Source organism: Mucilaginibacter lacusdianchii (assembly GCF_009770985.1).
Classification (GTDB): Bacteria; Bacteroidota; Bacteroidia; order Sphingobacteriales; family Sphingobacteriaceae; genus Mucilaginibacter; species Mucilaginibacter lacusdianchii.
On the sequence record NZ_WSRW01000004.1, the window covers coordinates 133,926 to 158,316 of the forward strand.

At 42.9% G+C, this 24,391-nt stretch carries 22 protein-coding genes; 9 read left to right on the forward strand and 13 right to left on the reverse strand.

Features of this window, described 5'->3' with window-relative positions; translation table 11 throughout:
• Positions 1-35 precede the first annotated feature (35 nt).
• The 3 genes from GPM24_RS19190 to GPM24_RS19200 all read left to right on the forward strand — a co-directional run bounded on the left by GPM24_RS19190 (position 36) and on the right by GPM24_RS19200 (position 2,808).
• Positions 36-1,604, forward strand: coding sequence for a M28 family metallopeptidase (locus GPM24_RS19190; RefSeq protein ID WP_158828785.1), 1,569 nt, complete (start codon positions 36-38; stop codon positions 1,602-1,604).
• Positions 1,605-1,749: 145 nt separating this feature from the next.
• Entirely contained in the window at positions 1,750-2,208 is a 459-nt protein-coding gene (locus GPM24_RS19195; protein ID WP_158828787.1) for an energy transducer TonB, read from the forward strand.
• Positions 2,209-2,238: 30 nt separating this feature from the next.
• A complete protein-coding gene (locus tag GPM24_RS19200) occupies positions 2,239-2,808 on the forward strand; it encodes a pentapeptide repeat-containing protein (protein WP_158828789.1) in 570 nt (189 codons plus the stop codon).
• Between the two features lie 30 nt (positions 2,809-2,838).
• Here the strand turns inward: GPM24_RS19200 and GPM24_RS19205 are convergent, their stop codons facing one another.
• The 8 genes from GPM24_RS19205 to GPM24_RS19240 all read right to left on the reverse strand — a co-directional run bounded on the left by GPM24_RS19205 (position 2,839) and on the right by GPM24_RS19240 (position 12,480).
• Entirely contained in the window at positions 2,839-6,210 is a 3,372-nt protein-coding gene (locus GPM24_RS19205) for a trifunctional glycoside hydrolase family 18/polysaccharide deacetylase/glycosyltransferase family 2 protein (RefSeq protein WP_158828791.1), read from the reverse strand.
• Positions 6,211-6,290: 80 nt separating this feature from the next.
• A complete protein-coding gene (locus tag GPM24_RS19210) occupies positions 6,291-6,449 on the reverse strand; it encodes a FeoB-associated Cys-rich membrane protein (RefSeq protein ID WP_158828793.1) in 159 nt (52 codons plus the stop codon).
• A gap of 61 nt (positions 6,450-6,510) precedes the next feature.
• Entirely contained in the window at positions 6,511-7,704 is a 1,194-nt protein-coding gene (locus GPM24_RS19215; protein ID WP_158828795.1) for a hypothetical protein, read from the reverse strand.
• A gap of 568 nt (positions 7,705-8,272) precedes the next feature.
• Positions 8,273-9,580: a carbohydrate porin gene (locus tag GPM24_RS19220; RefSeq protein WP_158828797.1), complete on the reverse strand. Its 1,308-nt coding sequence runs from the start codon at positions 9,578-9,580 to the stop codon at positions 8,273-8,275.
• 146 nt (positions 9,581-9,726) lie between these two features.
• The gene (locus tag GPM24_RS19225; protein WP_158828799.1) at positions 9,727-10,380 is read right to left on the reverse strand and encodes an HD domain-containing protein; all 654 of its coding nucleotides are present in this window, start codon (positions 10,378-10,380) and stop codon (positions 9,727-9,729) included.
• 44 nt (positions 10,381-10,424) lie between these two features.
• Positions 10,425-10,694 (reverse strand): helix-turn-helix domain-containing protein, encoded by a 270-nt coding sequence (locus tag GPM24_RS19230; protein WP_233268910.1) that lies wholly within the window; start codon positions 10,692-10,694, stop codon positions 10,425-10,427.
• Positions 10,695-10,803: 109 nt separating this feature from the next.
• Entirely contained in the window at positions 10,804-11,307 is a 504-nt protein-coding gene (locus tag GPM24_RS19235) for a hypothetical protein (RefSeq protein ID WP_158828801.1), read from the reverse strand.
• The gene (locus tag GPM24_RS19240; protein ID WP_158828803.1) at positions 11,308-12,480 is read right to left on the reverse strand and encodes a THUMP domain-containing class I SAM-dependent RNA methyltransferase; all 1,173 of its coding nucleotides are present in this window, start codon (positions 12,478-12,480) and stop codon (positions 11,308-11,310) included. It lies immediately after the preceding gene.
• 78 nt (positions 12,481-12,558) lie between these two features.
• Between GPM24_RS19240 and GPM24_RS19245 the strand changes: the two genes are divergently transcribed.
• Together GPM24_RS19245 and GPM24_RS19250 are read left to right on the forward strand one after the other, a co-directional pair.
• Positions 12,559-12,921 carry a DUF3127 domain-containing protein gene (locus GPM24_RS19245; protein ID WP_158828805.1) on the forward strand — a complete coding sequence of 121 codons (363 nt, stop codon included), beginning with the start codon at positions 12,559-12,561 and terminating at the stop codon, positions 12,919-12,921.
• A 719-nt stretch (positions 12,922-13,640) separates the two neighbouring features.
• Complete coding sequence (locus GPM24_RS19250) at positions 13,641-14,996, forward strand: M28 family metallopeptidase (RefSeq protein ID WP_158828807.1); 1,356 nt, start codon at positions 13,641-13,643, stop codon at positions 14,994-14,996.
• A 122-nt stretch (positions 14,997-15,118) separates the two neighbouring features.
• Here the strand turns inward: GPM24_RS19250 and GPM24_RS19255 are convergent, their stop codons facing one another.
• From GPM24_RS19255 to GPM24_RS19265, 3 genes are read right to left on the reverse strand one after another with little or no spacing between them, the layout of a single operon-like run.
• The gene (locus GPM24_RS19255; protein WP_158828809.1) at positions 15,119-15,910 is read right to left on the reverse strand and encodes an ABC transporter permease; all 792 of its coding nucleotides are present in this window, start codon (positions 15,908-15,910) and stop codon (positions 15,119-15,121) included.
• Positions 15,911-15,920: 10 nt separating this feature from the next.
• Positions 15,921-16,820, reverse strand: coding sequence for an ABC transporter ATP-binding protein (locus GPM24_RS19260; RefSeq protein WP_158828811.1), 900 nt, complete (start codon positions 16,818-16,820; stop codon positions 15,921-15,923).
• A complete protein-coding gene (locus GPM24_RS19265) occupies positions 16,814-17,026 on the reverse strand; it encodes a hypothetical protein (RefSeq protein ID WP_158828813.1) in 213 nt (70 codons plus the stop codon). The genes GPM24_RS19260 and GPM24_RS19265 overlap by 7 nt, the downstream gene beginning before the upstream one ends.
• Positions 17,027-17,226: 200 nt before the next feature.
• Here GPM24_RS19265 and GPM24_RS19270 point away from each other — a divergent pair, with 200 nt between their 5' ends.
• The gene (locus GPM24_RS19270; RefSeq protein ID WP_158828815.1) at positions 17,227-18,243 is read left to right on the forward strand and encodes a sensor histidine kinase; all 1,017 of its coding nucleotides are present in this window, start codon (positions 17,227-17,229) and stop codon (positions 18,241-18,243) included.
• A gap of 1 nt (position 18,244) precedes the next feature.
• Positions 18,245-18,979 carry a LytR/AlgR family response regulator transcription factor gene (locus GPM24_RS19275; RefSeq protein ID WP_158828817.1) on the forward strand — a complete coding sequence of 245 codons (735 nt, stop codon included), beginning with the start codon at positions 18,245-18,247 and terminating at the stop codon, positions 18,977-18,979.
• A gap of 129 nt (positions 18,980-19,108) precedes the next feature.
• Here the strand turns inward: GPM24_RS19275 and GPM24_RS19280 are convergent, their stop codons facing one another.
• Both GPM24_RS19280 and GPM24_RS19285 read right to left on the reverse strand, forming a co-directional pair.
• On the reverse strand, positions 19,109-19,852 hold the full coding sequence (locus GPM24_RS19280) for a lysophospholipid acyltransferase family protein (protein WP_158828819.1): 744 nt from the start codon (positions 19,850-19,852) through the stop codon (positions 19,109-19,111).
• A 121-nt stretch (positions 19,853-19,973) separates the two neighbouring features.
• The gene (locus tag GPM24_RS19285) at positions 19,974-20,537 is read right to left on the reverse strand and encodes an NUDIX domain-containing protein (RefSeq protein ID WP_158828821.1); all 564 of its coding nucleotides are present in this window, start codon (positions 20,535-20,537) and stop codon (positions 19,974-19,976) included.
• A 152-nt stretch (positions 20,538-20,689) separates the two neighbouring features.
• On the opposite strand from GPM24_RS19285, the gene gcvP reads away from it, so the two are divergent.
• Positions 20,690-23,599, forward strand: a complete 2,910-nt coding sequence (gene gcvP / locus GPM24_RS19290; protein ID WP_158828823.1) for an aminomethyl-transferring glycine dehydrogenase — start codon at positions 20,690-20,692, stop codon at positions 23,597-23,599.
• 178 nt (positions 23,600-23,777) lie between these two features.
• On the forward strand, positions 23,778-24,212 hold the full coding sequence (locus tag GPM24_RS19295; protein WP_199269807.1) for a hypothetical protein: 435 nt from the start codon (positions 23,778-23,780) through the stop codon (positions 24,210-24,212).
• Positions 24,213-24,391 lie beyond the last annotated feature (179 nt).

Below are 24,391 nucleotides of genomic sequence, written 5' to 3' on the forward strand. Positions count from 1 at the left end.
TTTTGGTAGATTTGGTAACCGCTAAAACAAACTATATGAAAAAAACTTTACTTTTTGCTGCTTTGTTAGCAACCGGCATGAGCTTTTCGGCCGTTGCACAAGAAGTAGTAGACCAAGCCGCTGTGCAAAAAATACGCGAAGAAGGGCTTAACCATTCGCAGGTTATGCAAACGGCATTTTATATTACCGATGTGGCCGGTCCGCGTTTATCTAATTCACCCGGATTAAAGCGTGCACAGGAATGGGCTGTTAGTCAGTTTAAAGCTTGGGGCTTGTCTAATGTAAAGCTGGAGCCTTGGGGAAAGTTTGGTAAAGGCTGGGAAGTGCAAAAAAACTATGCTGCTATTACGGTACCTTACTATCACGCCATCATCGCTATCCCTAAAGCCTGGACACCCAGCACAAACGGCGCTGTTAAAAGTGAAGTAATATTATTAAAAGCCGATACCATTACCGATTTAGATAAGTACAAAGGCAAGCTGGCTGGTAAGATTGTGATTTTTGATACCAAAAACGAGCTTACCCGTAACCCGCAGCCCGATTCAAAACGTTATACCGACGAAGAGCTGGCCCAAATGGCCGCTGCCACCGCACAACCTGCCGGACAACGTCGTGGCGCACCGGATGCCAATTCTGCCTTTGCACAACAAATGGCAGCCCGCCGCCGTGCTTTGGCCATGCGTACAGCCATGAATACTTTCATAAAAGCCGAAAACGTAGCACTGGTATTAAGCCAGGGCCGTGGTACCGATGGTACAGTATTTACCACAAACGGTGCATCATATGCCGATACAGCCAAAGCTGTAGCCCCCGAACTAGAAACCAGTGGCGAGGATTATCTGCGCATTGTACGCTTGTTGAAAGCCGGCCAAAAAGTAGAAATGGAAGCAGAGGTTAAAACGCAGTTTTTTACCGATGATATGAACGGCTATAATGTTATTGCCGAAATTCCGGGTACGGATAAAAAGTTGAAAGATCAGGTGGTCATGATTGGCGGACACTATGATTCATGGCATGGTGCCACTGGTGCTACCGACAACGCAGCAGGCAGCGCCGTAATGATGGAAGCTATGCGCATCCTGAAAACCATTGGCTTTAAACCGAAACGTACTATCCGTATTGCATTGTGGAGTTCGGAGGAGCAGGGCTTATTTGGGTCACGTAACTATGTAGCCAGCCACTTTGGTACCGCTTCGGCCATTAAGCCAGAACAGGCTAAAGTATCTGCTTATTACAATCTGGATAACGGTACTGGCAAAATCCGTGGTGTATATCTGCAAGGTAATTCGGCTGTAGCCCCTATATTTAAAGCATGGCTAGAGCCGTTTAAAGATTTAGGTGCTGCTACTACAACCATCAGCAATACCGGCGGTACCGACCACCTTTCGTTTGATGGTGTAGGCATCCCTGGCTTCCAGTTTATCCAAGAGCCTATGGATTACAACACCCGTACGCACCACAGCAATCAGGATACCTATGATCGCTTATCGGCTGATGATTTGAAACAGGCTGCTACCATTGTGGCATCATTGGTTTACAACACCGCCCAACGTGCAGAAATGCTGCCCCGCAAAGAGGCCCCAAAACCGGCGGGCACCAACTAAGTTAATTGTCGATTTACTTTTATACGTGAAGCAGGCTGCCGCAAGGGTAGTCTGCTTTTTTATTTATGTTGTTAATGACAGAAGATTTAATATGAATTTGTTAAGTGAACAACTTATCTTAGCTATATAACTCAACAACTTTATCATGATTAAAATCAATTTTAAGTTTCTTGCCGGTAATGTTTTTCTACTGCTGGCGATGATGGCCTTATTTACTACAGCCACTAAAGCACAGGACACCACTGCTCAAAAACAAATTTTCAAATCGGTAGACGTAGCTCCTAACTTTCCGGGCGGCCTTAATAAGTTTTATGAATTTATAGGTAAGTCACTAAGATATCCCCGAACTGATTTAACTAATGGTACACAGGGGCGAGTGTATGTTACCTTTGTAGTAGAAAAAGATGGTTCGTTAACTAATGTAAAATACGAGCGTGCACCTAGCCGAACTTTGGGCGACGAGGCTGTTCGTGTGGTAAGTGCAAGCCCTAAATGGATACCCGGTACGCAAAAAGGACAAACAGTTAGAGTGCAGTATACAGTTCCGGTTGCGTTTACTTTACAAGGAACAAGTTCTGGTAGGGACCCATTTGCTCGTGGATAACATTCCCCTGCCTTTATAAAAGTTTTACTAATGCGCCAAATTGACGAAGATATTACTTTTACCAATGTCAAACCCGAAGAGTTAGCTGGTTTTGACCGTACGTTTGATAATTGCCAATTCATCAATTGCGATTTGTCTTATGCTGATCTTTCTAATAAAACCTTTGTAGATTGCCGGTTTAATAACTGTAACTTATCGTTAGTGAAACTTGGTGGTGTGGGGTTACAAGGCGTATCATTTACAGACTGCAAGTTATCTGGCGTTAATTTTAGCGTGTGCGCTAATTTTTCGTTTTCGGTAAGCTTTACCAATTGTAATTTAGATTATACCATTTTTGCAGGCAAAAAGTTGAAGGGCGTTAAACTATTAAACTGTACTCTGAATGAGGCTGACTTTTCGGAAGCCGACCTCACCAATGCTGTTTTCGACCAGTGCAATCTTAATCGTACAGTTTTTAACCGGACTATTTTGAAAGGTGCCAATTTTTTAACGTCGTACAACATGGTTATTGATCCGGAGATTAACACGATGGACAAGGCTAAGTTCAGTCATGAAAGCTTATCCGGCTTACTTACCAAGTATAATTTAGTGATCAAATAAAAAAGGCGGGTTTAATACCCGCCTTTTTTATCAATCTGCCGCTGTAGTTTGCGCTGTATTTACATTGCCTGTACGCTTTAACACGCCCCAGCCGCTCAATTCTCCTTTTAGGGCACGGCGGATAGATTTAAACAGAATATAGTACATCAGTTGCCGCCATACAAAACGTTGCGGAATGATGTAGATAAGTTTTTTCAAATTCTCGCGCTCCATCCGGAAGGCAATAATCGCCACTATAAAGTCAATCAGAATGAACGCCAGGTAATAGCCAAATATCTTTTCGGGATGGTCGCTGAAGAATCCGGCAATCATCATCAAATCGGCCAGTGGCGAAAATAACGGCAAAACAATCTGGAAGATCAGGATATTAGGCATGCCCACCATTCCAAAGAAACTGTATTTGCGGCTAAACAGGGCATCGCGGTTTTTCCAGAAGCTTTGTATCACACCAAAACTCCAGCGGAAGCGCTGCTTTAGCAAAGCCTGCAAAGTTTCAGGTGCCTCAGTATAAGCTATAGCTTCAGCCGCGTTGCGGATGATGTAACCCTGCTTTAAGATACGCATGGTTAAATCGCAATCTTCGGCCAGTGTATCGGTAGTAAAGCCGCCTGCTTTTATGATAGCCGCCTTGCGGAAAGCGCCGATAGCACCAGGTACTACGGTAATACTATTCAGCAAATCAAACGCACGGCGGTCCATATTTTGGGCCGTAATATATTCGATAGACTGCCAGCGGGTAATCAGGTTAGTTTCATTACCTACCTTTACGGTACCTGCCACCGCACCAATTTCCTCATCTGTAAAGTAGGCCATCAGGTGTAAAATGGCATCGTTTTTTAATAACGTATCGGCATCAATACATACCACGTACTCATACCGGGCATGCGAAATACCAAAGTTTAAGGCAGATGCTTTACCGCCGTTAGGCTTGGTAAGCACCTGAACAGCAGGATGATTTTGGTAGGCTAAACCTACCACCTCAAAGGTTTTGTCTTTCGAACCATCATCCACAAAAATAATTTCCATGGCTGGGTACTCCAGTTCAATAAGGCTTTGTATGGTTTTAACAGCCGTAATTTCTTCATTATATGCTGGTACAATGATGCTTACCGGCGGTAAGTTGGTTTGGTCAATTACACGGTCGGGTGCGTTCTTATTAGCTGAAAACTGTCGTAAGGCCAGTATGCCAATTAATATGATACGACCTACGGCTAAAAAGATGGCTGTTAAAAACAGGTACAGGAAAAACCAGTTGGCGTAAAACAAGCCTCCAGTAAACCAGTCGTACAAGGTGCCGGTAACGCCGCTGTTGGCGTCATCGTGTACGGGTGGCATCAGGTCGTCTTTCTTTTTGTGCAGTACATCGGCAATAGTGGTAAACTGGTAGCCATGGCTTTTAAAATAACGGATAATAGCCGGTAAAGCCTTAATAGTTTCCTCACGGGTATCGCCACCTGCATCGTGTAGCAGTATCATCGAGCCGTTTTCATGCTGAGCTACGGTACGGGCGATAATGGTATCGGCGGTTACACCGGGTTCCCAATCGTGCGGGTCAATAAACTCACCGATATTAATGTAGTTTTCTTTACGGCTTTGTGCCACCGGAATAATTTCGGCCAGTGTTTGCGGCTCGGCATCGGCATTAAACGGTGCACGAAACAAAACGGTGCTATGGCCGGTGATAGATTCAATAAGCTTACGTGTTGAGTTAAGTTCCAGGCTTACCCGTTTTAAACTGATTTGCGAAATATCTGGGTGAAAAAACGTATGGTTACCTATTTCATACCCTTCATCGTAAATGCGCTTCAGCAACGGTATGTTTTTTTCAACCATCGATCCTACCACAAAAAATGATGCGGGTACTTTTTCCCGTTTCAAGATATCCAGAACGCGTGGCGTATAGTTAGGGTCGGGGCCGTCGTCAAAAGTCAATACTACTTTATTAGGTGCATAGCCATACCGCCTGATTACGTATTTGGTTGGCAGCTTGATGTAAGTTTGACTGGTAATCGTAAACGTTTTAGGATCAATTTTTACATCTATCTTTCCGGTATCCGGTTGCGAAACTAAATCCAATACTTCACCATCACCTGCATAATCTATACGGGTATTTATTTCGGGTGTGGTTAACTTTCTTAACTCAACACCGGTTTTACGAAGCGAGTCGATAGACAGGTTTTTTTGGAAGAAAGTCCACAAACGCGGATCTTCCATACCCAAGCGCCACAAAGCCACACCACCGGTAGCCCAATCATCGGCCATGCGGATGATGTTGAAATTGGTAGCCGCATCGGCAAAATAAACCGTATGCTGCAACGTGTCTGTGCCTTTGTAAGTATAGCTTAGGTTGGCCGACTCGGGGTTGTATGTAATTTTACTACCATGCTCTTGAGCCGTACTGATGGCCTGCTGATAGCCAACGGCTTGCCCTACACGGCTTTCCGGCCAGTCATAACCTCCGCCGACTACGGTTAGAATTACTTTTTCGCTGGGTATTTTGGCACATACATTATCCAGTAATTCCTCAACCCAATGTTGGTGCGATACATCGCCTGCGTTGGTTGCATCGGTATGCTGGTCGATAGCCATGATGAACAGGTAATCGTTCACATCTTTTAAAAACGACAGGTCATATTCATCATCCTCGGGTGCTACATTTTGCGTAACCAAAAAGCCTTTGCTGTGTAAGTTGCTGTACAACTCTCGCTGAAATGCCTTGTAAGCAGCTGCGTTACGACTACCCACATCTTCAAAACCTAAATTAAGCCCTTTAAAATTGTGCTTTTGCAGATTGTCGGCCAGATTGTTAATAAAGGCAGTTCGCAGCTTAGGTGTGTTGATGATACGTTTAACATCCTTAGTGTCATAATACCCCGAAATATTATTGGTATTGATGTAATTGGTGAGCGATACAATGACCGGTTTTTTGTATTTCTTATTCAGGTTAACCAATCCGGTATCCAGGCGTACGGTGATGGTATCTTTGCCAGGCGTCATGGCAAAACCTTCGCTTACAATCATATCCAGGCGGGCAATATGGTCAACCAGCGAGTTGTAGGCTTGTGGTTCCCAGGCATGGTAAAAGCCTGCATTAATACGATGAGCGTTATTAGGATGCTTGCGCTGGTGCAGGTAACGGGCCCGCTCAAGCGCTTTCAGCTCTTCTTTCTGAATTGTAAATGAGCGATAGCGGGTTGAGCGCTGTAAGCGGTTCAACTCTTTTTTATCCAGCTTTTTAGCTGTAGGGGTAAGGTTGGGTAAGCTTGGGTATTTGGTAGAGGTTACCGTTATGGCAGCAGCTACTACGCCGCTAATGAGAAGCACCAGTAAGATGCGGCTCAGCCATTTAAAACGGTTCCATCTGCTAGGGTTATCTGCTTGAAAAATTTGCCTTCCAGCCATTAAATATGAATTAGGACTTCAAAACCGCAAAGGTAACAGTTTTGTTATCAAGATGGTAGTAAAATAGGGGTAGAGCTTGTTTAGCGGTTTTTGCCCGGTTCGATATTTGAAAAATCAACACCGCATTTGCAATCGCTGCCGCATCCTTTTTTTGCCGACATACTTCTGTATATCATGCGGCCTACATAAAATACTGCCGCAGCAAAAAGTAAAACGATTATAACTGTTTGCAGAATCATTGTACAAATTTAATATATCACTTATGATATATACGCTTAAAAGTTGGTGATATTGTGAAGTTTACTTTGGCATGAAGGCCGTTGTGCCACCTACCCATTCAAAATCTTTATTATAGCGCACACCAATCATTTTACCCCGGCTCAGTCGGGCCAGGTTAATGGCCAAGGTTGGCTCACTGTTGCCATCAGGCCATAAGTATAGCAAACGTATTTCTGCTTTCACGCCGCCATCCGGCGCTTGCACTACCGGCTCGTATTGTACCTTCTGCTGTAATATCCAGTTTTCGGGGTCGGCAATGGCTTCAATGTCCTTTGGCGTTACATCGATAATAACACCTTGACCGGCAAAAGAGAATAAGGGTTTAAGTACATAATTTTCTAAATCGGTAGGTATGTCTGTTAGTTCACTCAGGAAATATGTTTTGGGAATGGCGCCGCCCTTTAGATAAGGCATAGTAAATTTGCTGATGCGGTAAAACCAGTTAGGGTGGGTAATCCATTCTACATCCAGCGGCAGGCGCAAATCTACGTTGCCTTCAAACGGTGTACCTTCGGTTTCAATCTCATCAAAAATCAGGCGGTTATAAATACGCTTGATGAGTTTTTCTTCACCATTTGCTTTATAATACAGTTGATTGCCTTTTTGCTTTAAGTCACTTAGTGATACAATGGGAATGCCCAGGTATTGTTGCGTAATATAAAAATCAACAAATGTTTTTTGCTCAAATGCGTTTACATCCATCAGCACTACCTCATCGGGCTGATATGGGCCTATAATAGTCTTTTTTAGCAGTTCTAAATAACCAGCTTGGTCCAAATTGCTGAAAAAGATAGTCCAATCATCGCCCATATCAAAAATGCTTTGGTAGGTATCGCCCAGCAAAACCTGAAAGCCATACAATGAAGGGAAGCCCTGCAGTTCTATCAGTTTAGGTACAATATTACCGGCTTCATCTTTGCAAACCCCAAAATCAAGCGCAATAAAATGCGGATGATCATTCTCGTTAGCTACTTTCCATTTTTCAGGAATGGCCCGATCGGTGAGCTGTTTAAAATCAGGTTGCAAAATGGTTTGTATGATATCCTGTCCGGCAGCCAGCAGTCTGTCGCGAAAGTCGGCTGTTAGAAATATAGGTGTTTCGGCCACCCGGAAAGCTATGTCATTCGGCATCCCTTCGTTAAGCTGCTGTAGAAACTGCTGATATTTTTCCTGGCTAAAATTGGCGTTGAAAGTTTGACGGGCTGCGGGTTGCATAGGCTGTGATGGAATGGTAATTTGTTAAAAGTAACTGGTTTGGTTGATAGTTTGTTTTGTTAGTTAGTTAGTTAGTTAGTTAGTTAGTGCTTTGACTTTTGGTTGTGCCTTGTTAGGATGGGGGTGTTCTTATACCACAGCCTGTGGAAGTTACTTTTTCTTTTACCGGAAAAGAAAAAGTAACCAAAAAGAAACCTCTCGGCCGCACCTTCTTTCTACTCAATGCAGTACTTGTACTTAGTACAGTAGTTACCGAAAGAAGCTGAATGCCGATTCTTTTGTTGGCTTGTTCTGGCAGTGCTTTACGTTAAATAAAAAGAAGAGGAAAAGCAAAAAGGAAGCGCAGAGGCCCGCTATCGCGCCCGGGCCAGCGTTGGGTTGGTGGGCAGACAGGGGATCGCGAGAGCTAGGCCTTTTGCTTACTTTGTGGCTATGACAAAGTAAGTAGCCTCCGCGGCAATGAGCGGACTGCAAGAAGTGAATACCACCACAGGAAGTTAAGTTACAGGCACAAACTAAGTGACAAGTACTTAATTAAATAAACTTAATTAGGAGCATCAATAAAACCTTAAAACTCCACATGTGCCCTTAATGAAAACACATTTACTGGCCCTCTATCTTTGTTATAAGCAGGGTGAAGAATAAACTGATAATCAGGCGTGAGCCAGAACTTTTGTTGAAAAGCATCCAATTTGTAATATAATTCGGCAATCATTTCGGTGCTATAATTTAAGCGGCCGTCGCCAATAATAAAGCCGTAGCCACCTGCTGCTAAATAATCGCGGTGTGGGCTGGATATGCCGTTTCCTACAAATGCCAGTCCTACTTCATCGTCTTTACGCTTCCAGGAGTTGCCTTTCAATACACCGCCCAAACTTAATGATCGGTCAATCTCGGTAAAAGCCCAGGTTTCGGTTTTACCATCGTTCCAGCTGGCTTTGGCAAACACCCCAAAGGTTTTGCTGATGAACTGCTCGGCATTGATTCCAAAGCCGTATTTGTGATGTCCGTAGGCCAGTACCGTATCAATAACCGGTGGCTGGCTAAACGCTAACGCATCGCGGTATTTACCCATTTTGCCGTTGTTACGAAAACCTAGTAAACGTACCGCACCAGGTTGACTGTTGAATATATAGCGTTTTTCAAATTCCAGTGTTTGAGTATTGGCTTTGCCGATGCGCTCGTCCCAAACAGAGCCATTGGCTGTGGTGGTGGTCATGGTATAAGCAAAGCGAAGCGTCCAGGTAGGCATGCCTAGTTCGGTAAAAATGCCCATTACGTAGCCACGGGTGTTGGCCGGATAGTCCCAGGCACCGTTGCTCATCAACGACCAGTTCATAAACTGGTTGCGCGGATCATGGCTAAAAGTATTGGCATCAAAAAAATCGGACATACCAAATTTACCTACCGTAACCGAAAAATAGCGTTTGCTTTTGTAGCCTGCCAGCTGGTTTAAATCATCAGATACGGTATCACGTTCATTACCCCAGCTAAATGCCTGACTCAGGTATAAGCGGGCTATGTAAATCTTGGGCTCGGTGCTACCCACCCTGAACGTTTCGCCGTTTGGGAAGCCCGCCACACCTAACGTTTTACTAAAGCCCGATCCGCCTGCCAATTCCGGATTAAAATAAGCTTGTGCACCTTTCCATAAACGGGCACCGCCAAACAGGGTAGTGGTAAGTGAAGTGGCTGTTTCTTTATTTGTGATTAAGCTGTTTTCGCCACTATATGGCGCACTAAACGAAGGTTTATGCTGTGTGATGGTAGTTTGCTGAAAGTGAAAATTAAAGCGTTGCTGTTTAAGCGTATCCTGCTGTGCAAACAGGGTGGTAGTGTAAACTAAACCAATAAAAAGCAGGTAAAAGTTTTTCATGAAAACAGTATTGTGAAAAGTGGCGCTATATGTGTTTGATGCATACAACGCACTTAGTTGCAATCATGTTTTTGAAGGGGATATTTATTAAGCAACGGGCTAATATACCGTTTGCCCAAGAAAAGAATTAAATAAATAAAACGATCTTACCGCTCACCGTTCCACTCAGCATAAAACTGATTTAAGTACGTTTCCATAAATTGGTGGCGTTCTTCTGCCAGTTGGCGGGCCGTAGGGGTATTCATTTTGTCTTTAAGCAACAGCAGCTTTTCATAAAAATGGTTGATGGTGGGTGCTGTAGACTTTTTATATTCCTCTTTGCTCATGTTCAGGTTAAAAGCAATCTCTGGATTATACAGCTCGCGGCCCTTGAATCCACCATAAGTAAAGGCGCGGGCAATACCAATGGCACCGATGGCATCCAGCCGGTCGGCATCCTGCACTACCTTCAATTCTTTGGAATGAAAGGTAACGGCATCAAAGCTCGCTTTAAAAGACATATGTCGGATAATTTGCTGTACATGATGAATTACCCCGGCATCAACACCCTGGCTTTGTAAAAACTTACCGGCCGTTTCGGGACCTATATCTTCATTACCATCATGAAACTTGCTATCGGCAATATCATGCAGTAAAGCAGCCAGCTCTACAACCAGCATATCGGCCGGTTCGGTTTGTGCTATCAGTTTGGCATTGTTCCAAACACGCAGTATATGCCACCAATCGTGGCCACCTTCGGCCTGTTTAAGGGTTTCCTGTACATAGGCAGCGGTTTTTTCAATAAGTTCGGCTGGAGACATATGAGCTATATTTACGATTGAAGTCGCAAATATAGCTCATATGCTTAACTTGCCAGAGCTGTGTCCAGCGATTTTAACAGTTGGGTATGATCATTTTGCAACAAGTCAACCAAGTCGACATTTAGTATAGATGCAATCTGAAAAATTCTTTCCAAAGTAATTTTGGTGTATCCCAATTCAATTTTACTGTACGCATTCTGCGAAATATCCAGCTTCATGGCCAGGTATTCTTGCGTATAATTACGGTACTCTCTTACTTTGCGAATATTAATCGCTACGGCTTTAATTTTTCCGCCCAGCACATCTTTCACCATTCTTAATATGTATTAGGTTCAGATATACTTACGAGATGAAACAACGACTGGTTTTAGAACTTTTTTGTTTCAATTAAATTTATTAGTAAAAAGTAAATAACGGCAAGTATTAAGGCGTTACGTTATACGTTACTGTAACAGCCGGTAATAAAGTAGCCATATCTAACGGTACCGGGTTAAATGCCAGAATAGGTTTACGTTGCTGGTAATACTTGTACATGGCTTTTTGCAATTCCGGATTAGGTTTGCCGTCAGGCACGTTAATATTCAGCGTAAAGTAAATGATAAAATCATGCACTTTTTCCTGATCTAAAATAATCCATTTACGATCTGACTTCTTTAGCGCTTCAATAAAAGGTATGGTTAACAAGTAATCATCAGCGTAGTACACGATAATTTTTTGGATATTGCCTTTAAGATCAGCAGTAAATTTAAAAACAGCCGTGCCGGTAGCCCGTTTGCTGATGATATCGTTAGAAATGACAACGTTGTTGTTAAAAAACTGTGTCATGGCTTCTTTACCGCCCTGAAACGGAAAAGGCATTTCTTTTTTCTGTGCTACGGCAAAAATAGACGAGCAAACAATTGCTGCAAGTAAGATGATCTGTTTCATTTATTCTGATTTCGGTTCGCGTTTGCTGCCTTCATAAATAGTGTACTCCAACAGGCGGCAATCAAGCTTACCATTGTAAAATTCAATTCTGCGCGACGCCTGTAGTCCTATCTTTTTAGCCAGATCGGGGTTGCCCGTAAATACATAACCTTTATAGCCTTTGCACTTTTGCTTTAAGTAATCGCCAATGCGGGCATAGGTTGCTTCCAGTTTAGTATGTGTACCCAAGCGTTCGCCATACTCGGGGTTAAACATCACAATACCATGCTGTTCGGGCACTTCAGTGTCGGCAAAATCACAAACAGCAAAATCAATTAAATGTTCTACGCCGGCCGTTCTGGCATTTTTACGGGCTATATCCACAGCATCGTCAGATAAATCGGTGGCAATGATTTTAAAGCCGGTTTCTTTTTTGGCATTGTCTTTTAGTTTACGGCGCTCCACAAAAAACACCTGCTCATCGTAACCCATAATGTGCATAAAAGCGTAGTTCATCCGAAACAAACCCGGACTTTTATCGGTTGCCAGCAACGCCGCCTCAATAGCCAGCGTACCCGAACCGCACATGGGGTTGATGAAAGTGCTGTTACGATCCCAGCCAGTAGCCATAATGGTTGATGCGGCCAAAGCTTCAAGCATAGGCGCTTTGCCAGGTATTTTACGGTAGCTGTGTTTAGCCAAAGTTTCGCCCGAGGTATCAATAAAAATTTCGGCGCGGTTATCCTGCCAGTACAGGTGCAGTACCGCTTTGTTTAACTCTGGACCAGAATTTGGCCGGATGCCAATTTTACCTTTAATGCGATCAACTACGGCATCCTTCACTTTAACGTTAGCAAACAGTGGCGTGCGGATGTGCTCGTTGTTGACGTTAGAGGTAATAGAAAAGTATCCTGAAAAATCAATTAGTGTTTCCCATTCTATCTGTACCAGCTCGTCATACAGCTGTTGCGGGTCGGCAGCTTCAAAGGTTTTTAACGAATACAAAATCTGGCTGGCACAGCGTAGATTAAGGTTGAGCGGTATACAATCGTTAACCGTTCCAATGAGTTCAACGCCTGTTGAAAAGGCGCGTGTTATGGTATAACCTAAGGCTTCAACCTCCTGTTGCAGGTAGGATGAAAGGCGCTTATTGCAGGTTATGATGATCTTACTTTCGGTGTTGAAAACTTGCATTTTGTGTACAAATTTATGAATTTAATATGCCCGATTTACATTTCTAAACATTAACTTTACGTTTTATAAAGAAGTATCATGGATATTAAAGGAAAAGTACACGAGGTGTCACCAACCCAACAGGTTACCGACTCCTTAAAGAAGAGAGAGCTGGTTGTAGAATATATTGAAAATCCGCAATACCCTGAGTATATCAAATTTGAGGCTATTCAAGACCGTTGCAATTTGTTGGATAACGTACGCGTTGGCGATGATGTAGAAGTGTTTTTTAACCTGCGCGGCCGTCCATGGACAGACAAAACCGGTAAAAAAAGCTACTTTAACTCATTGCAGTTATGGCGCATCAATGTATTAAGCGGCGGTGCCAGCAGTGCTACTCCTGAGTATGCTCCACCGGTTGATATCAACTCTGCACCAGACGACGACGATTTGCCATTCTAAGGCATTAGCTTGAGTCCTTTAAAGGATTAAAAGCATATAAAAACATCGAATTTTGAACGAAAGAATAAAGCGATTTATTCGGTTCAAAGTTCGATGTTTTTTCGTTTTCATATGAGCTTCTTAGCTTTGAGCTTCTGCTTTAACGCCTTTTCGTTCTTTGTTAGGATAGGAATGTTCTTGTACCACAACCTGTGGAAGTCACTTTTCTTTTTCCCGCTAAAAAGAAAAGTAACCAAAAGAAAAAGGCTCTCGGCCGCACCTTCTTTCTACTTAGGTCAGTACTTATACTTAAGTCAGTAGCTACCGAAAGAAGCTGAATGCCGATTCTTTTTAGAGGGCTTGTTCTATCAATTCTTTAATTCGATAAATTCCGGTTCAGACAAAGAAACAAAAAGCGCAAAGGCCCGCTGTTGCGCCCGGGCCAGCGATGGCCTTGTGAGCGGAGAGGTGATCGCAACAGCTAGGCCTTTTTGTTTCTTTTGTGGCTATGACAAAAGAAATAGCCTCCGCGGCAATGAGCGGACAAAGTAGGTAAAGAACTACTGTCTTAAGTTAAAAACGCACTAAATAGCGATAGTTGCAAAATCACTAGCTAAGTATACCTTTTTATTACTTTAACTTCAGGCCTTATCTACTACTTATCAAGTAAAAATCTTGTTTCTAACCGCAAACATCCAGCAGCTAACCCTTATCTTGCCTTATCAAAACGCTGCGATTACATGAAATATAAATTTTTACTCCCCTTATTGTTTGCCATGCCGGCTATGGCACAAACTACCATTAAGCCCGATGCAATAATTAAGCAGATGGACGATGAGGTGTCATCTCAAAATATAGAAACTACTGTACGGAAATTGGTAAGTTTCAAAACCCGTCATACATTAAGCGATACCACTAGTAAAAAGGAAGGCATAGGCGCTGCCCGTAACTGGATCAAAGCAGAAATGGAGCGCTATGCAGCTGCATCAGGCGGACGCATGCACGTAGAGTTTGACACCTTTACCCAGCCAGCCGGGGGACGGATTGATAAGCCAACCGTGCTGAAAAACGTATTGGCTATATTGAAAGGAACAGATCCGACCGATACCCGTGTATATATTGTATCAGGCCATTACGATTCGCGGGTGAATGATGTGATGGATGCCAAATCTTTTGCGCCGGGTGCAGTGGATGACGCATCAGGTACGGCCGTGTCTATGGAGCTGGCAAGGGTAATGTCAAAACGCTCATTTCCGGCTAACATTATTTTTATGGCGGTGGCAGGCGAGGAGCAGGGATTGAACGGATCAACCAACGTAGCCAAACGTGCCAAAGCCGAAAACTGGAACGTGGATGCTATGCTTAATAATGACATTGTGGGTAATACCTATGGTATGGAAACCGGTTTAAAAGATAACCGTAGTATCCGTGTATTTAGCGAGGGCGTACCCTCAACCGTTGCCGGGGCTGGTAATGAACGTGCGCTGGCCAGCCTGATTGGTAATGGTGGAGAAAACGATGCGCCATCGCGCCAGTTAGCCCGTTATATTAAAGAAGTTGGCGAGCGTTATGTAAGCCAGCTGGATGTAAAGCTGATTTACCGCCGTGATCGCTTTTTGCGCGGTGGCGATCATACGCCGTTTCTGCAAAATGGCTTTACCGCTGTTCGGTTCACCGAGATGAATGAAGACTTTAACCGTCAGCATCAAAACGTACGCAAAGAAAACGGCGTTGATTATGGCGACATGCCCGACTATGCCGATTACGATTACATCCAAAAAGTAGCCCGTATGAATTTGTCAGTATTGGCCAACCTAGCCCTGGCACCAGCCGAGCCGCAAAACGTAGGCGTAACCACCAGCGGGTTAACCAACAAAACTACCTTGAAATGGGAAGCACCCAAAGCCGGTAAACGCCCCGCTGGTTACTATGTACTGATGCGCGAAACTATTAGTCCGTACTGGGAAAAGAAGTTTTATGTAACCGGTACTGAGGCCACGCTTGATTACTCAAAAGATAATTACTTTTTTGCCGTACAAGCGGTAGATGCTGATGGGCATGAAAGTTTGCCGGTATATCCGAAACCGATTAGGTAAGCAGCCCTATTAACCATATAGAAACAAAAAGGCATTAACAAATTAAGTTTTTAATACAGAAGGCACCTAATTGGTGCCTTCTGTATTGTGATAAGGTTAAGGATAGTATGATAGGGTTTAGGTTATTTTACACTTTTACGTTGCACAATAAAGTAGCCGATAATGAAAATGGCGATTGCTATAATTAAGCTGGCCGATACTTCTTTAGTTAACAAATCAACACCCACCTTGGCCTGATGAGGTTTGCCAGTACCCATGATAGCTAATAATGGTTGTGAGAAAGGTATCAGGTAAGCATACTCCCATTTTACAGTGCCTGATAATATTACACCGGCTATGGTACCCACAAAGCCAATTCCCATGGGCTTCAAAAAATCTTTCCAAAGCAAGCTCAAAAGAAACTGTAAAGACACGATGCCCAGCGATGCTAAAAAGAGTTTAAAGTAAAGCAGATAAAGCTCTTTTTCCATATGAAAGGCTCCGAATTTTAATTCGGGCTTCATTGCGGCCAGCAAATTAGCCCACCCTATAGTAAAGGTTGCAAACAGCATCATGCACATAAGTACCAAAAACGCAGTGTACACAAATTTGGCGCTATATATGGCCCATTTAGATATGGGCAGCGTAAACAACATTTTCCACGTATCTGCTTTATGCTCAATGCTATTTACTGAATAAGCTATAAAAACCACAAACATTGGTAATAGTAAAGAACCCATAATACCAATTGGTATACTGGAAAACTTTAGCCACAGCATCATTGGTGGATCATGTACAAACTTTTCGCTTTTTAGAAAAAAGCCCAAAAAAACCAGAAAGGTGATGATGAGGGGGAGTATTATAGGACTCCAAAATCCTAGTGTTTTGCGGCTTTTATAAAATTCAGATTGCAGGGATAGTAAAAATCCTTTCATGTGATCAGGTTCAGGCTTGTTGCGTAATGTTCAGGAATAATTCTTCCAGGTCTTTTTGTACTTTATAAATACTGTACACCTGTTGCCCTTTTTGGTGCAGGCTGGCGTTTATCTGGGCCATGTCCTGTTTGGTGGTATAAGGCAAGGCCAGGTAATCGTCGGCCACATGGCTGATGTTATAACCGCGATCTTTCAAAAAGTTGGCTGCCTCTACTGTGTCGTCAGTTTCAATTTGTACCAGGGGTTGACTAAGAGCTTCCAAGTCGCGGATACTTCCCTGAAACAGCATGGTGCCTTTGTTAATGATACCTACATGGGTAGCCATACGCTCAATTTCGGCTAGTAAGTGGCTGGATACAAATACCGTTTTGCCTTGCTGCGTACATAACTTAATCAGCAACTCCCGCATTTCGATGATGCCATTAGGGTCTAAGCCATTGGTAGGCTCATCCAGTAATAGTAATTTAGGGTCGGCCAGTAAAGCCAGCGCTATACCCAGGCGCTGTTTCATGCCTAATGAGTAGTTGCCGGCTTTTTTATGGGCGGCATCTGTCAGGTGCACCAGCGTTAACATGTCGTCAACCCGGCTGGTATTTACCTGTAATAGCCGCGCCCGGTTAATTAAGTTTTCTTTACCGGTTAAGTGGGTATATATGGCAGGCTGCTCTATCAATGAACCAATCTGGCGCAAAATGCCAATACGGTTGCTTTGCAGTTCCTGCCCGAAAATATGAATACTGCCTTGCTGGGTTTTCAGCAAGTTGAGCAGTAGTTTAATAGTAGTGGTTTTACCAGCGCCATTAGGACCTAAAAAGCCGAAGATACTGCCTTCAGGTACTTGTAAATTTAATGATTTAACTACGGGCTGATCTCCAAAGTGGTGAGTTAAATCGTTGGTGCTGATTACCATACGTTATCCTGAGATATGGCACACACTGTTTTTACCAACTGTACGCCTTTGGTAAACAAAGATTTGGTTTGACGTACAGAAGCTAAGCCATTTTCAGAATAAGCTTTGGCTTGCTGAAACTGGTAGCTTACCCCCATTACCAAAGCAAATAATACCGGAATTAACAGTAGTATAAAAGGGTTAAGGTTAGATACAAACTTTTTCATTGTGACTGATTTGATGAAACAAAGAAAAAGTAAATAATCAACCCGCTAAAATCATTTAGACCAACTGCCTTCAATTATAGATGAACTGTCATTTTTATCCACTATTCTGTTCGTAGATAAGTTTTGCCTGTTCATCGGTAAAATTTGGGTATGTATATAAATGCACTATTAAGTTAAATGTAAGCGTTAACTTAGTTGCAATGAAAAAAGGCTGGCAAATATTTTGGCACGTAGTGTTCTGGACAATTATGTTTTCGTTTTTGATTTCAGTAGTCCACAATAATTTAAAAGCGAGCGTGCTTAAAGTAGTGGTTACCTTTGGTGTTTTTGGTATTGCAAACATTGGGTTATTTTACCTTAACTACCTGTTGCTGATCCCTAAATATTTAGATCAGAAAAAATACCGGCAATATATTCTGGCCGTATGCTTTAGCTTAATTACTGTAGGACTTTTGAAATATGGCCTGCGTTTGTTATTTGATCATCATATCATTTCCTCGGCCGAAAAAGAAGAACATATCAGTTTTATACAATACTTTTTAGGTACGCTGTTTACCAGTATTCTGTTCATTTTTTTAAGTATTGTGTTACAATTTACGGTAGATTGGTTTTTGAACGAACGTATACAGCGCGATCTGGAAACCCAGCGCTTGACCGCCGAATTAGCCCTGCTTAAATCACAGATTAATCCGCATTTTTTGTTCAACTCGCTCAATAGTATTTATTCCCTGGCCTATCAACGGGCCGACAATACGCCCGAAGCCATTTTGAAATTATCAGAAATTATGCGCTACATGCTGTATGAGTGCAATGATAATAAGGTGGATTTGGCAAAGGAACTTCAGTATCTGCAAAATTATATCGACATGCAGAAGATACGTTTTGGTAAAAATGCTTTTGTTAGCTACCAGGTAGAAGGGGTAGTTACCAATCAGCAAATTGTACCGTTAATGTTGATATCCTTTGTGGAGAATGCTTTTAAGCATGGCGTAGCTAATGACCCACTGTCGCCTATTCAAATTCGAATAACAGTTTCTGATGGGCACCTGGAGTTTTACATGTATAATAAAAAGCATCTGTTAAATCGCGATGCCGCAGGTGGGATAGGGCTTAATAACGTAAAACGCCGGTTAAACTTGCTGTATCACAATAAATACAACCTCGATATAAATGATACAACAGATAGCTATAGTTGCGAATTATCCTTAATTTTATAACATGATCCGTTGTTTGGTAGTTGATGATGAGCCTTTGGCTTTGCACATCGTTGAAGATTACATTGCCAAGGTGCCCTTTATGGAACTGGTTAAATCAACCACCAGCCCTATAGAGGCATTAACGCTGGTGCAAAAAGGCGATATTGACCTGGTGTTTCTGGATGTGCAAATGCCTGAGCTGACCGGTATTCAGTTTTTGCGCATTGCCAACGGCAAAGCCAAAGTAATTTTAACTACGGCCTACCCGCAATATGCGCTGGAAGGTTATGATTTGGATGCGGTGGATTATCTGCTGAAACCTATCGCCTTTGACCGTTTTTTTAAGGCAGCGCAAAAAGTGCAGGCCACATTACAACCGGCGGCTAAATCTGCTGAAAAGGAAGAACCGCAACCAGCCGTTCAGCAGCACGATTTTATTAATGATTTTATCTTCGTAAAAACCGAGCACAAAATACAGAAAGTTTACCTGCATGATATATTGTTCATTGAGGGGTTAAAGGATTACATCTCCATATTTACTCCCGCCGAGCGCATCATTACTCTGCAAAATATGAAAAAGGTAGAGGATGCCTTGCCCGAGCCGCATTTCATCCGCGTTCATCGCTCGTATATTGTGGCGCTCAACAAAATTGACAGCATTGAACGTAGTCGCATTTGTATTGGCGAAAAGATTATCCCTATTGGTGATACCTATCGTGATGAGTTTTTCAGGGTAATTGAAGAAAAGAATATTTAAACTATCCTTTCTTTTTTAAAGGGAAGGAATAAAACAAAGCATAAGTAAACAAGAAAGGCCTGTTATTTTAACAGGCCTTTCTTGTTTACTTATGTAAGGAATATCATCCTGTAAATTAGAAGTCCTTTCTTAGAAGGCATAGGGGCTAACTTTCTTTCTGATCGTTTCCTCAACCTGGTTTACCAACACCTCGGCTGTTTGTCCGTTAGGTTCAATTGGCGGAAGTACTTCAAAAGTTAAATGCTCAAAACTGCTCAGCGGATAAATGCCGTATTGTACCATTTTCCAGGCGTTGTTGATGGCAATAGGAACCAGCAAGGCATTTGGACATTTCTTTAAAATAGTGGCTACCCCGGCCGACTGGAACTTGCGCACTTGTCCGTCTTTAGAGCGGGTACCCTCTGGGAAAATAACAGTAGACCAATTGTTTTCTTTCATCCGGGTTCCCAGCTTTACCAGCTCGGTGATAGACTGGCGCGGATCTTTACGATCAATATTGGCACCGCCACCTACTTTTAGGTTATATGAAATAGACGGGATCCCTTTAGTTAATTCTATTTTAGATATAAACTTGGCATGATACTTCCGTAAATAATAAATCATGGGCGGAATATCGTACATACTCTGATGGTTGGCAATAAAGATAATTGGGCGGCCCAACGGCAGGTTTTGACGGTTAGTAAAAGTTACCCGGTTGCCTAACAGGTAATAGGTGCTGGTTAAAAACCAGTTTAATATATCCACCGATTGTTTATGCGCAGCATATCCCACAAAACGATAGCAAAACCATTGTATAGGCTGAAAAATAACTAGCAGTAAACCAAATGCCGGATAGTGTATGGCAGATAATATAAAACCGAAAAACTTTTTCATCAACCAGCAAAGTTAAAAAACGCGGTTAATACTAAGAATACAGGGCTTAGAAATTTAAAGCCCTTTCTATTTAGAGAGGGCTTTTGAATAGCAATTTATTTATTTAAAACTTTAGCTAATGCTAGATCTTTCCTTCCAGAATCAGTAACTGTACTTTTAATACGGCGGCTACCGTTAGCGAATCGGTGATTTCGTTGTTACATACCATGCGGTATACATCGGCAAAGGGTACTTTGCGTACTACCAGTTGCTCTGTTTCTTCAGGTTCGGCTTCAAATTGTTCAAGTCCGCGGGCCAAATATACTACACCAGCTTCGTCGCATACAGAGTTAGATAAATGCAGGCGTTGCAATTCAGTCCATTCGCTGGCCTTTAATCCGGTTTCTTCCAGCAGCTCGCGCTTGGCCGATTCCAGGGGTTCTATGCCCAGCGGGCCACCACCTTCGGGCATTTCCCAGCTGTATTGGTTGATTGGAAAACGGTACTGGCCCACCAGGTAAGTATTCATATTCTCATCCAGCGGTAAAACGCCAATGGCTATGTTTTTAAAATGGACCTTACCATAAATTCCCGGATTACCAGCGGGATTAAGTACCTGGTATTCGGTTACGCTAATCCATGGATTGTCATAAATGTCTTCCTGACTTTTTATTTGCCATGGGTTGGTGGTAGTGTCATACTGCATGACCGTAAAAGTAATAATTCCCCAGTGTCATTATCTACCTAAGGTGAAAAACCTTATCCATTCGCAATAGCATTGTAAGTATTTGTTTACGCATTGTTACTCAATTGTTAAAAGCGTACCTTTGCAGCAAAAAACCAGAGGGTTCCCCGTTCATGAAACTGAATATCGATTACCAGGAAAAATTTCAAGCCCGTCACATCGCTCCTAACGATGCCGATACTGCTAAAATGCTGAAAACCGTTGGCGTTAATTCGCTTGACGAGCTGATTGATCAAACCATTCCGGCCAAAATTAGGCTGCAAAAACCGTTGAATTTACCGGCTGCCAAAAGCGAGTCCGATTACCTGAGCACCCTGAAGCAAACCGCTTCTAAAAACAAGGTGTTCAAATCATTCATCGGTCAGGGTTATTATGATGTGATTGTACCGGGCGTTATCCAGCGCAACATTCTGGAAAACCCGGGATGGTATACCCAGTATACCCCCTACCAGGCAGAAATTGCCCAAGGTCGTTTACAGGCACTGTTAAACTTCCAAACTATGGTAATTGATTTAACCGGTATGGAAATAGCCAACGCATCGTTACTTGACGAAGGTACTGCAGCGGCCGAGGCGATGTTTATGCAATACAGTCTGCGTAAAAATCAAAAAGCCAATACGTTCTTTGTTTCAGAAGAACTGTTTTCGCAAACTATTGATATCTTAAAAACCCGTTCAGAACCTTACGGTATTCAACTGGTAGTGGGCGACCACCGCACGGTTGAACTGACCGATGAGATGTTTGGTGCTATTGTGCAGTATCCTGCCAAAGATGGTTCTGTTTATAACTATACCGATTTTGCCGCTCAGGCTCACGCCAAAAATATTAAGCTTACGGTTGTTGCCGATTTACTAAGCTTAACCTTGTTAACCCCTCCGGGTGAATGGGGTGCCGATATTGTAGTAGGCACCAGCCAGCGGTTTGGTGTGCCAATGGGCTTTGGTGGTCCGCACGCTGCTTTTTTTGCTACGAAAGAAGAGTACAAGCGCTCAATGCCAGGCCGTATTATTGGTGTTACCATCGACAGCGCAGGCGATTACGCCCTGCGTATGGCTTTGCAAACCCGCGAGCAGCACATTCGTCGTGATAAAGCAACTTCAAATATTTGTACTGCACAGGCGTTATTGGCTATTATGGCCGGTATGTATACCGCTTACCATGGCCCTAAAGGTTTAAAACTGATTGCCGAGCGCGTACATGGTTTGTCTATCTTATTAGCACAATCACTGGAGCAATTAGGATATCAGCAATTAAACGGAGCTTATTTTGACACTGTTAAGTTTGATTTAGGTAACCTGGCTGGTTCAATCCACGCCGAGGCATTAAACAATGAGATGAACCTGAACTATAACGGTTCGGTAGTGACCATCTCTTTAGACGAAACTACTTCACCAGAGGATATCAAAACCATTATCCGCTTTTTTGCTAAAGTAAAAGGCAAAAACCTGAATGATGTAAGTTTTGACGATCTGAAAAATAACATTGAAACCGTTATCCCGGCCGAATTACAGCGTCAGTCATCATACTTAACTCACCCGGTATTCAACTCGCATCACTCCGAGCACGAGATGCTGCGTTACATCAAATCATTAGAAGCAAAAGATTTATCACTTTGCAATTCTATGATTCCGCTGGGCTCTTGTACCATGAAACTGAATGCGACTACCGAAATGGTACCGGTTACCTGGGCCGAGTTTGGCCGTATGCATCCATTTGCCCCGGTTGACCAAACTGGCGGTTATATGCAACTATTTGACGAACTAGACCAGTGGCTGAGCGAAATTACCGGCTTTGCCGCCATGAGCTTACAGCCTAATGCTGGTGCACAAGGCGAGTATGCTGGCTTGATGGTTATCCGCGCGTATCATAACGATAGGGGCGACCATCACCGTAATGTAGCGTTGATTCCGGCTTCGGCACACGGTACTAACCCTGCATCAGCAGCAATGGCCGGTATGAAAATCGTGGTAGTAAAATGCGACGAAAGCGGTAACATTGACGTTGCTGATTTGAAAGCCAAAGCCGAACAATATAAAAACGAATTATCGTGCCTGATGGTAACTTATCCATCAACCCACGGTGTATATGAAGAGGCAATCATTGAAATCTGCGAGGTTATTCACCAGAATGGCGGCCAGGTTTATATGGATGGTGCTAACATGAATGCTCAGGTAGGCTTAACCAGTCCGGCTAATATTGGTGCTGATGTTTGCCACTTGAACCTGCACAAAACCTTTTGTATCCCGCATGGTGGCGGTGGCCCTGGCATGGGCCCAATTGGTGTGGCTAAGCACCTGGTGCCTTACCTGCCAGGTCATGCTGTTGTGGATATTGATAAAGGTAAATCTATTCACGCGGTATCAGCAGCACCTTGGGGTTCAGCTTCAATTTTAGTTATCTCTCACGCCTACATTGCAATGATGGGTGCCGAAGGTTTAACTGACGCTACTAAATACGCTATCCTGAACGCTAACTACATTAAAGCGCGTTTAGAGCAGCACTACCCGGTATTATATGCTGGTGCTAACGGCCGTTGTGCACACGAAATGATTTTAGATTGCCGTGCCTTTAAAAACTTTGGTATAGAGGTTACTGATATTGCCAAACGTTTAATGGACTACGGTTTCCACGCGCCAACTGTATCGTTCCCGGTAGCGGGTACGCTGATGGTTGAACCAACTGAATCAGAACCTAAGCACGAACTGGATCGTTTCTGTGATGCCATGATTGCTATCCGTCATGAAATTGACGATGTAGAAAAAGGCTTGTCAGACAAAACTGATAACCCATTGAAAAATGCACCGCACACCGTTACTGTAATAACCGGTAATGAATGGGCGCATCCTTATACCCGCCAAAAAGCGGCCTTCCCGTTGCCTTACGTGGCGGCGCACAAATTCTGGCCATCAGTAGGCAGGGTTAACGATACTTACGGTGATCGTACGCTGATTTGCTCTTGCCCTCCGTTGAGCGAGTACGAGTTTGAAGAAACCGAGGTGAACACCACCGAATGGGGTACCTGATAAATTAAACCCAAGCAGGTTAGTAGTACGAATTACTAGCCAATTGGTATTTTGAATATAAAGCGTTGTTGTTTGAGTGGCTTGGTATAACCAAGTGATTAAGCAACAACGCTTTTGCGTTATTAGACAATTGGTTTAAAGAACAGCATCTTCCTTTATTATCGTTATAATTGTTAGTATGAAGAAAAGTATTGTATTCTCTTTTGTGCTCCTGTTTTTGGGTATAAAAACATATGCGCAACATTCTGTGCTTGCATCAGACACCACACTGCAGCAATCGTATAAAAGCAAATATTTAAGCACACATAAAACTTTAAAAACAGTGGGTTGGGTTTCGTTAGGAACGGGGGTGCCATTAGTTGTTCTTGGGCTTCTTTATGAAATTGGAAGTATAAATAGTTCGAATGGTAAAGGCTTAGAAAAAACTGGTAACTGGATGATGGCAAGCGGCGCCGGACTTACTGTTGCAAGTATACCCTGTTTTATAATTTCACACCATTATAAAAAGAAAGCGGCATCCCTATCTTTAGGGAACCAACAGGTTTTTATACCGCAACAATATGGCTTTATTTCCAGAATACAGCCAGCGCTATACTTGAGAATTCCATTATAGTAACTGTGTGGCTCATAGGTACACGCTTTTAATAGTTGAAATATTAAAAAAAAACACACGCTTCGGTGGCATTTTAAGAATTACTGAATTTATGGCCTAGCAAATTGCCTGGCAAAACCGGCTCTATTTCTTAACAAGTTGATGTAGCAGCTGTTGTATTTTGATGCCTGTCTTATATA